This window comes from Bradyrhizobium sp. PRIMUS42, from assembly GCF_023006515.1.
In the GTDB taxonomy this organism is placed as follows: domain Bacteria; phylum Pseudomonadota; class Alphaproteobacteria; order Rhizobiales; family Xanthobacteraceae; genus Bradyrhizobium.
Genome location: NZ_JALBGZ010000233.1, coordinates 1 through 8,552, shown reverse-complemented (window position 1 = coordinate 8,552; position 8,552 = coordinate 1). Strand labels below are relative to the sequence as shown.

The following is an 8,552-nucleotide window of genomic DNA, read 5'->3' as shown; positions in this document are numbered from 1 at the left end:
CGTGCCTGCGCGGCAACCGCAGCAGGGTCACGCCGATGGACCAGGCCAACTACGCGAAGGCGCTGACCCGCCGCGCGACGCTGACGCGCGACTGGATGCTGTTCTTCGAAAAATATGCCGTGTTGCTGACGCCGGTCTCCGGCGAGCTGCCGTTCCCCGATCATCTCGACCGCAAGGACGACGACTCCTTCAAGCGGGTCTGGGAAGCGCAGCTGCCGCAGATCGCGATCCCGTTCATGGGCCTGCCGGGCCTCGTGGTGTCCACCGGTCTCGTCGGCAAGGCGCCGGTCGGCGTGCACATCGTCTCCGGCCGCTATCGCGAGGATCTGTGTCTCCTCGCGGGCGAAGCGATCGAGGCCGGCGGCGTGCCGCCGTCGCCGATCGATCCCGTGGGCTAGCGATGACCGTGATCTACGACTTCAAGGCTAACTCGCTTGCCGGCGAGGAGGTCGCCATTCGCCGTTTCGAAGGGCAGGTGCTGCTGATCGTCAACACCGCGAGCAAATGCGGCTTCACGCCGCAATATCGCGGGCTGGAGGATCTCTATCGCGATCTGTCGCCGCGCGGCTTCTCCGTGCTCGGCTTTCCCTGCAACCAGTTCGGCGCGCAGGAGCCGGGGCAGGCGAATGAGATCCAGGCGTTCTGCTCCACCAACTACGACGTCACCTTTCCCCTGTTCGAGAAGATCGACGTCAACGGCGCAAATGCGCACCCTCTGTACGAGTACCTGAAACGCCAGCAATCGGGCCTGCTCGGCGCCTCCATCAAATGGAATTTCACCAAATTCCTGGTGGACCGTGCCGGCAAGGTGATCGCGCGCTACGCACCGACCGCCCGGCCCGAAGGATTGCGCAATCAAATCGAAACACTGCTGTAAGCGAGACAATCATGAGCGACGAATTTCCGGACCGCCTGTCGGTCGATCCGAACAGCCCCTATTACAACGCGGACATCCTGTCGCGCGACGTCGGCATCCGCTTCAAGGGCGTCGAGAAGACCAATGTCGAGGAATACTGCATCAGCGAAGGCTGGGTCCGCGTCACCGCAGGGAACGCCAAGGACCGCCACGGCAACCCGCTGACCATCAAGGTGCACGGGCCGGTGGAGCCGTATTTCAGGGATAAGAAGTAGTCTGGCGCGCCTCTCTCCTCGTCATTGCGAGGAGCCCCTGCGACGAAGCAATCCAGAATCCCTCCGCGGATGCATTTCTGGATTGCTTCGCTTCGCTCGCAATGACGAAAGTGAAAGGCCAACCCCCATGTCCGTCCGCATCGTCGACGTCCGCGAGATCACCAAGCCGATCTCATCGCCGATCCGCAACGCCTATATCGACTTCACCAAGATGACGACGAGCCTCGTTGCCGTCGTCACCGATGTCGTCCGCGACGGCAAGCGTGTCGTCGGCTACGGCTTCAATTCCAACGGCCGCTACGGGCAGGGCGGCCTGATCCGCGAGCGCTTCGCCTCGCGCATTCTGGAGGCCGATCCGAAGTCGCTGCTGAACGCTTCCGGCGACAATCTCGACCCCGACAAGGTCTGGGCCGCGATGATGTCCAACGAGAAGCCGGGCGGTCATGGCGAGCGTTCGGTCGCGGTCGGCACCATCGACATGGCGGTGTGGGACGCGGTGGCGAAGATCGCCGGCAAGCCGCTGTTCCGCCTGCTCGCCGAGCGCCACGGCGTCACCGCCAATCCGCGCGTCTTCGTCTATGCCGCTGGCGGCTATTATTATCCCGGCAAGGATCTCTCGATGCTGCGGGCTGAGATGCGCGGCTATCTCGATCGCGGCTACAACGTCGTGAAGATGAAGATCGGCGGCGCTGATATCGAGGAGGACCGCACCCGCATCGAAGCGGTGCTGAAGGAAATCGGCAAGGACGCGCAGCTCGCGGTCGATGCCAACGGCCGCTTCAATCTGGAGACCGGCATCGCCTACGCCAAGATGCTGCGCGACTATCCCTTGTTCTGGTACGAGGAGGTCGGCGATCCCCTCGACTACGCGCTGCAGGCCGCGCTCGCCGAATTCTATCCGGGCCCGATGGCGACAGGCGAGAACCTGTTCAGCCACCAGGACGCCCGCAATCTGATCCGCTACGGCGGCATGCGCCCCGATCGCGACTGGCTGCAATTCGACTGCGCGCTGTCCTACGGCCTGTGCGAATACCAGCGCACCCTGGAGGTGTTGAAGACCCACGGCTGGTCCCCCAGCCGCTGCATTCCCCACGGCGGCCACCAGATGTCGCTCAACATCGCGGCGGGCTTAGGGCTAGGTGGCAACGAGAGCTATCCCGACCTGTTCCAGCCCTATGGCGGCTTCCCGGATGGTGTGCGCGTCGAGAACGGCCACATCACCATGCCTGAGCTTGTCGGCATCGGCTTCGAGGGCAAGTCGGATCTCTACAAGGAAATGAAGGCGCTGGCGGAGTAGGGGCGTTCGAAGCGCAACGTTCGCGTCAACATGGAGCGAGCTGGTCACTCCGGGTCTTCGCCAAATCCAATCCTGTGATTATGGGTCCCGGATCTGCGCTTCGCTTGTCCGGGACGACAGTTCAGTTTGTCGCTACGACAACCGCATATCCAGCAACCTTCGCCCCTCGCCCTTCAGCAGCTTCTTCACGGCGCTGGACGCCACGACCTCGCCGTCATTGGCATACGCTTCGTGGTTCTTCTCGATGTCGTCGAGGCGGTAGAGGTAGTTGACCATGACGCCGGCGGATTCGCGCACGCCCTTCGGCGAGAGATCGCCGAGCCAGTTGATGCGCTCGAGCCTCGCGCCGTTGCCGAGATGGAAACGGGCGACGGAATCGATCAGCTTGCCCTTCGGCGTGCGCGCCTTGAGGAAGTAGTGCGCAGCTAACGGCTCCAGCACGCTGCGGAGCAGCGCCGTGGTCTCGGGGCTTTCGAACCATTTGGGATCGTCGAGACGCTTCAGCGCCTCGCGGTCCTCGTCCGACAGCGGCAGGTCCTTGTCCTGCTTCACCCATGGCATGAAGCCCGGCACCGGCGACAGCGTCACGAAATTGTCGAGCTTCGGCAATTCGCGGCGCAGCTCTTCCACCACCTGCTTGATCAGGAAGCTGCCGAACGAGATGCCGCCAAGGCCACGCTGGGTGTTGGAGATCGAATAGAACACGGCGGTGCGCGCTCGGTCGATCGGCAGATGCTGGCGATCCACCGCAAGCAGCGGCGCGATCGCGCCGGGGATCGTCTCGGTCAGCGCCACTTCGACGAAGATCAGGGGCTCGTCGACCATCGCGGGATGGAAGAAGGCGTAGCAGCGGCGGTCGACCGGATCGATGCGGCGGCGCAGATCGTCCCAATCGCTGATCTCGTGCACGGCCTCATAACGAATGATCTTTTCGAGGATGTTGGCCGGGGTCGACCAGTCGATCCTGCGCAGCACGAGAAACCCCCTGTTGAACCACGAAGAGAGAAGATGCGAGACGTCGCGATCGAGCGCGGCGAGATCGGTGTGCCCGTTCATCATGCCGAGCAGATCGGCGCGCATGTTGACGAGATCGCCGGTGCCGCCGGGCGCGCGGTTGAGCCGGCGGATCAGCTCCTGCCGCCGCGGCTCCGAGGCGAAGTGCAGGGAGCTTGCGTCCTCGTCGCCGGGCTGGGCGCGCCATTTCTCGATCGCCTTGGACAGGCGCTCCCGATCGGGACCGAAATCGCGCACCAGTCCGTCGAAGAAGGCGCGGCGTCCCGCCGCATCCAGCTCCCGGTAGATGTCGAGCACCTCACGCGCCATCGCGGTGCCGGAGGCTTCGCCCCGGCCCGACAGCAGCGCATCGCAGAGCTCGATCAGCCCGTCCGCATCCCGTTTGGTGTCAGCGGAGTCTCCCCGACGAAGCAGCGTGCGGCCGCGCTCGGAGATGGTGGCGAGCAGGTCGGAGAAGAAGGCGTTGGCCATTTGGGCTTTCGTGTCAGGTTTGTGCGTTGCGAGAAGCTTACACGGGATTTGGGTGGAAGCCGATCACAATCAAGCGGAGGAATGCGGCAACTTTAGTCGGGCCGTGCGTTTGGAGAATGCAGGCATGCCGTCGAATGCGGACAATGTCACCGAGGGGACCGCTGCCGTAGGGTGGGCAAAGGCGCCCTTGCGCCGTGCCCACCACCTCTCTACGACAGCGAAAGACGTGGGCACGCTTCGCTTTGCTCACCCTACGAATTCTTGCGGCTTGGCGGCTGCCTCACCCCTTCCCCGCAAACTCCGTCGGCGTCCGTCCCGTCACCTGACGGAACGCCGCCGAGAACGCCGGCACGCTGGCATAGCCGAGCGATGTCGCGAGCTGCTTCACCGACACGCTGGCATCCGTCGACAGGCGCTGGATCGCCGCCGCAATCCTCGCGCGCTGGCACCAGCTCTTGAAGCTCAATTGCGTCTCCGTCGAGAACAGCCGCGACAGCGTGCGTGCCGAGGTTCCGACCTCGCGCGCGAGCGTGTCGATGTCGTGCAGACCGGTGGGGTCGTCGAGCACGATCATCGCGGCGCGGCGGCAGCGCACCTCGCGCGGCAGCGGCACGAAGGTTGCGGAATCCTCGGCCTCGTGCAGCTCCAGCATGACGAGGCGAACCAGCAGCTCGGTGCGCTCCTCCGTGTTGCGCGCGTCGAACAGCGCAAGGATCGCCTGGTTGAGCAGCGGCGAGACCCGCACCACGAATTCCTTGGTCAATCCCTCATGGCGCTGCTCACGCTTCAGCCAGGACAGGTCGAAATACAGCGTCCGCATCTCGATGTCGGCGAGCAGGTCGATGGCGTGCTCGAGCCCGGCCGGGACCCACACGGCCCGGTCCGGCGGCACCAGCCAGCGTCCCCCGGGCGTGGTCACCTGCATCGTGCCCTTGGCCGCGTAGATCAGCTGCGCCTCGCGGTGCAAATGCGGATCGATCCGCATGCCCTTGGGATAGTCGCGCGCAACCAGGTGCACGCCGGCGGGCGAGCGGTGGTTGCTCCGGACCTCCCGGAGGATTGGCGTTTCCAAGACAGTCATTGGCAGCATCCCGTCATGGGGAGGACATATAACTCATTTCGGAGCAGGAGAGGATTCGGGAAATGAACAGCCCCAGCCGGGTGATCAGTTTCGTCAACGCAGGCCATTTCATCGACCATTATTCGATGCTGATCTTCGCGGCGGCGGTGATCATCATGGGGCCGGCGCTCCGTATGGCCTATTCGGAACTTTTGCCTTACGCGACACCGGGCTTCGTTGCCTTCGGCGCGGGCTCGCTGCTCACCGGCTGGCTGGGGGACCGCTGGAGCCGCCGCCACATGATGCTGATCTTCTTCGTCGGAATCGGCCTGTCCATGGTCGCGGTCGGCTTCGTGCAGACCCCGGCGCAGCTCGGCGCCGCGCTGCTGGCGATCGGCATCTTTGCCTCGATCTATCATCCCGTCGGCACCGCGATGCTCGTGTCCTATGCCGATAGGCTCGGCCGCGAGATGGGGATCAACGGCGTCTGGGGCAATCTCGGTGTCGCTTCCTCGGCGCTGGTCACCGGCGTGGTCGGCCAATATCTTGGCTGGCGCTTTGCCTTCATCGTTCCCGGCGTGGTCACGATCCTGATCGGCATCGCCTTTGCGATGACCATCGTCCATGAAGATCGCAAAGGCTCGAAGCAGGCTGCGGCGCAGGCGCGGGTGGCAAAACAGGACATGTGGCGCGTGGTGCTGTCGCTGCTGATCGTCGTGATCGCGATCTCGACCACGTTCAACGCGGTCACCGTGGCGCTGCCCAAGCTATTTGCGGAGCGGCTCGCGGATTTGACCAAGAGCCCGGCGCTACTCGGTGTCATCGCGGCCTGCGTCTACGTGTTCGGCGCGATGACGCAGTACACGATCGGTCGGCTGCTCGACCGCTACTCGCTGAAGACGGTGGCGCTGCCGCTGTCCTTCATGCTGGCGCCGTTCCTGTATCTGGCCGCGACCCTCAACAATCTGCCGCTGATTTTGGTTTCGATCGGCATCGTCATGGGCGCGTTCGGGCAGGTCACGGTGAACGACGCCATGGTCGGCAAATACACCAGCGAGGAATGGCGCTCGCGCGCCTACGCGGTGCGCTATTTCATCGGCTTCACCGCGGCGGGCGCCTCGGTCGGCCTGGTCGCCTGGCTCTACGAGCAGGGCGGCTTCGTCACCATGCTGCACGCCTTCGCCGCGCTCTGCCTGCTCGCAATAGCGGCCGCGATCATCCTGCCGCGCGAGATCAGGACGCCGCAGGCGGTGTGAGGGTCCTGGTGTCCCGGACACGCGCAGCGAAGCGGAGCGCAGAGCCGGGACCCGGAAGCTACGAATTCCCGTGCCGTGTGGGCCCCGGCTCTGCAGCGCACCGCCAAGCGGTGCTGCGCTGCGTCCGGGGCACGAGCCGGGCGTGAGGCCGCAATTCTCTCCCCGTCATTGCGAGGAGCTCTTGCGACGAAGCAATCCAGGCTGTCTCTGCGGAAGGATTCTGGATTGCTTCCGCCTTCGCCAAGGCTTCGGCCGACAAGTCGCTGCGCTCGCAATGACGGAGAAGGCCGGGAACCCGCTCCACCACCCGCGGGTTCTATCCCCATGGCCCCGACACCGGGGTGAAGGGGGAAAGACACCTGCATGCCATGGAGCCTGCTCCGACCGGTCGGCCTTGTCCCCGCGGCGCTTGTCCTCACCACCATTGCGGCCGGTGCCGAAGCGGGCAAAGCCGCCGGCCCGTCCGAATTCCTGCTGGTGGCGCAGATCGTGCTGTTGATCGCGGTCGGCCGCGGCCTCGGCGAGATCATGCAGCGGATCGGCCAGCCTTCGGTGATGGGCGAATTGCTCGCCGGCATCATTCTCGGGCCATCGCTGTTCGGCTGGATCTGGCCGGAGGCCCAGCACGCGATCTTCCCGAGGACACCCGAGCAGAAGGCGATGATCGACGGCATCGCGCAAGTGGGCATCCTGCTCCTGCTGCTGCTCACCGGCATGGAGACCGACCTCAAGCTGGTCCGGAAGGTCGGCAGGGCCGCGATCGCGATCTCGATCGCCGGCATCCTCGTGCCCTTTGCCTGCGGTTTTGCGCTCGGCGAGTTCCTGCCGGATGCGCTGTTGCCCAATCCGCAGCAGCGCCTGGTGGCTTCGCTGTTCATGGGCACGGCGCTGTCGATCTCCTCGGTGAAGATCGTCGCGGTGGTCGTGCGCGAGATGAACTTCATGCGGCGCAATGTCGGACAGATCATCGTCGCGACCGCCGTCATCGACGACACCATCGGCTGGATCATCATCGCCGTCATCTTCAGCCTGGCGTCGCACGGCACGCTGGATATCGCCTCGGTGGCGAAAGCCGTGCTGGGAACGCTCGCCTTTCTCGCCGTCAGCTTCACCATCGGCCGCCGCCTGGTGTTCCAGCTCATTCGGTGGGCCAACGACAACCTCGTCAGCGCGGCGGCGGTCATCACGGTGATCCTGCTGTTGATGAGCGTCATGGCGATGATCACGCATCTGATCGGCGTTCACACCGTGCTCGGGGCCTTCGTCGCCGGCATCCTGGTCGGGGAATCCCCGATCCTGACGCGGCAGATCGACGAGCGTTTGCGCGGGTTGATCTCCAGCTTCTTCATGCCGGTGTTCTTTGGCCTGGCCGGCCTTGCCGCCGATCTCTCGGTGTTGCGCGATCCCAATCTCCTGATGCTCACCGGCCTCCTGGTCGTGATCGCCAGCGTCGGCAAGTTCGGCGGCGCCTTCGTCGGCGGCACATTGGGCGGCCTCAGCACGCGGGAGTCGCTCGCGCTAGCCAGCGGCATGAATGCCCGCGGCTCGACCGAGGTGATCATCGCGACCATCGGCCTCTCCATCGGCGTGCTCAGCCAGAACCTGTTCACGATGATCGTGACCATGGCGATCGTGACCACGATGGCGATGCCGCCGATGCTGCGCGCGGCGCTGGCAAGGCTGCCAATGAGCAAGGAGGAGAAGGAGCGCCTGGAACGGGAGGAATTCGACAAGCGCGGCTTCCTCGCCAATCTCGAGCGCCCGTTGCTGGCGGTGGACGAAAGCGTCAACGCCACCTTTGCCGCCCACATTGCGGGCCTGGTCGTCGGCATGCGCGGCCTGCCGATCACCGTGCTCCACATCGGTAAGCGGCCTGAGGAGCGGGAGAAGGGCCGCAACGAGGAGGAGAGTCACGAGGCCGTGGTGAAGAAGGCGGCCGAGGCGGTGTCCGCGAGCGGCGAGGGAGGCGCCGGCAGCGTCGATGTCGTCACCCGCGCGCGGCGTGCGGAACTCGGCGAGACCATCACTGAGGAGGCGCGCAAGGGTTTTGACCTGCTCGTCGTCGGTGTCGACAAGGTCGCTGCGACCAAGGATCGCTTCGACCGCAAGATCGAGGACATCGCAGCAACGTTTGAAGGACCGCTCGCAATCGTGGCGGCCAAGGGCAAGCACCTGAAGCAGCCGGTACCAGAAGGGCTCAACATCCTCGTTCCGGTCTCCGGCAGCGGCGTCTCCAAGCGCGGGGCCGAGGTCGCGGTCGCGCTGGCGCAGGCCGGATCAGGCTCGCTCCGGGTGATCTATGTCGCGACGACGCGCGACAAGG

The 8,552-nt window shown here is 64.9% G+C and carries 8 protein-coding genes; 6 read left to right on the top strand and 2 right to left on the bottom strand.

The features are described 5' to 3' along the window. The 4 genes from MOV75_RS18480 to tarD all read left to right on the top strand — a co-directional run. Positions 1-398, top strand: a 398-nt coding sequence (locus MOV75_RS18480; protein WP_247006335.1) for an amidase family protein, incomplete at its 5' end; no start/stop codon positions are given. A gap of 2 nt (positions 399-400) precedes the next feature. Next, complete coding sequence (locus MOV75_RS18475; protein WP_246921411.1) at positions 401-877, top strand: glutathione peroxidase; 477 nt, start codon at positions 401-403, stop codon at positions 875-877. Between the two features lie 11 nt (positions 878-888). Next, positions 889-1,131 carry a DUF3297 family protein gene (locus tag MOV75_RS18470; protein ID WP_041748727.1) on the top strand — a complete coding sequence of 81 codons (243 nt, stop codon included), beginning with the start codon at positions 889-891 and terminating at the stop codon, positions 1,129-1,131. Between the two features lie 127 nt (positions 1,132-1,258). Continuing rightward, positions 1,259-2,428, top strand: a complete 1,170-nt coding sequence (tarD, locus tag MOV75_RS18465; protein WP_246921415.1) for a mandelate racemase/muconate lactonizing enzyme family protein — start codon at positions 1,259-1,261, stop codon at positions 2,426-2,428. 132 nt (positions 2,429-2,560) lie between these two features. On the opposite strand, the gene MOV75_RS18460 is transcribed toward tarD, so the two are convergent. Then, positions 2,561-3,913, bottom strand: a complete 1,353-nt coding sequence (locus MOV75_RS18460; RefSeq protein WP_246921418.1) for a malonyl-CoA decarboxylase — start codon at positions 3,911-3,913, stop codon at positions 2,561-2,563. A 280-nt stretch (positions 3,914-4,193) separates the two neighbouring features. Then, the gene (locus tag MOV75_RS18455) at positions 4,194-4,994 is read right to left on the bottom strand and encodes a helix-turn-helix transcriptional regulator (RefSeq protein WP_246921421.1); all 801 of its coding nucleotides are present in this window, start codon (positions 4,992-4,994) and stop codon (positions 4,194-4,196) included. 62 nt (positions 4,995-5,056) lie between these two features. On the opposite strand from MOV75_RS18455, the gene MOV75_RS18450 reads away from it, so the two are divergent. Both MOV75_RS18450 and MOV75_RS18445 read left to right on the top strand, forming a co-directional pair. Next, positions 5,057-6,229, top strand: coding sequence for an MFS transporter (locus MOV75_RS18450; protein ID WP_246921424.1), 1,173 nt, complete (start codon positions 5,057-5,059; stop codon positions 6,227-6,229). Between the two features lie 363 nt (positions 6,230-6,592). Further along, a partial coding sequence (locus MOV75_RS18445) for a cation:proton antiporter (RefSeq protein ID WP_247006333.1) occupies positions 6,593-8,552 on the top strand: 1,960 nt, incomplete at its 3' end.

What these genes read in the sequence shown, in the direction of transcription:
- MOV75_RS18475 (WP_246921411.1), top strand. Translation starts at nt 401, where the DNA reads ATGACCGTGATCTACGACTTCAAGGCTAACTCGCTTGCCGGCGAGGAG.
- MOV75_RS18470 (WP_041748727.1), top strand. Translation starts at nt 889, where the DNA reads ATGAGCGACGAATTTCCGGACCGCCTGTCGGTCGATCCGAACAGCCCC.
- tarD (WP_246921415.1), top strand. Translation starts at nt 1,259, where the DNA reads ATGTCCGTCCGCATCGTCGACGTCCGCGAGATCACCAAGCCGATCTCA.
- MOV75_RS18460 (WP_246921418.1), bottom strand. Translation starts at nt 3,913, where the DNA reads ATGGCCAACGCCTTCTTCTCCGACCTGCTCGCCACCATCTCCGAGCGC.
- MOV75_RS18455 (WP_246921421.1), bottom strand. Translation starts at nt 4,994, where the DNA reads ATGACTGTCTTGGAAACGCCAATCCTCCGGGAGGTCCGGAGCAACCAC.
- MOV75_RS18450 (WP_246921424.1), top strand. Translation starts at nt 5,057, where the DNA reads ATGAACAGCCCCAGCCGGGTGATCAGTTTCGTCAACGCAGGCCATTTC.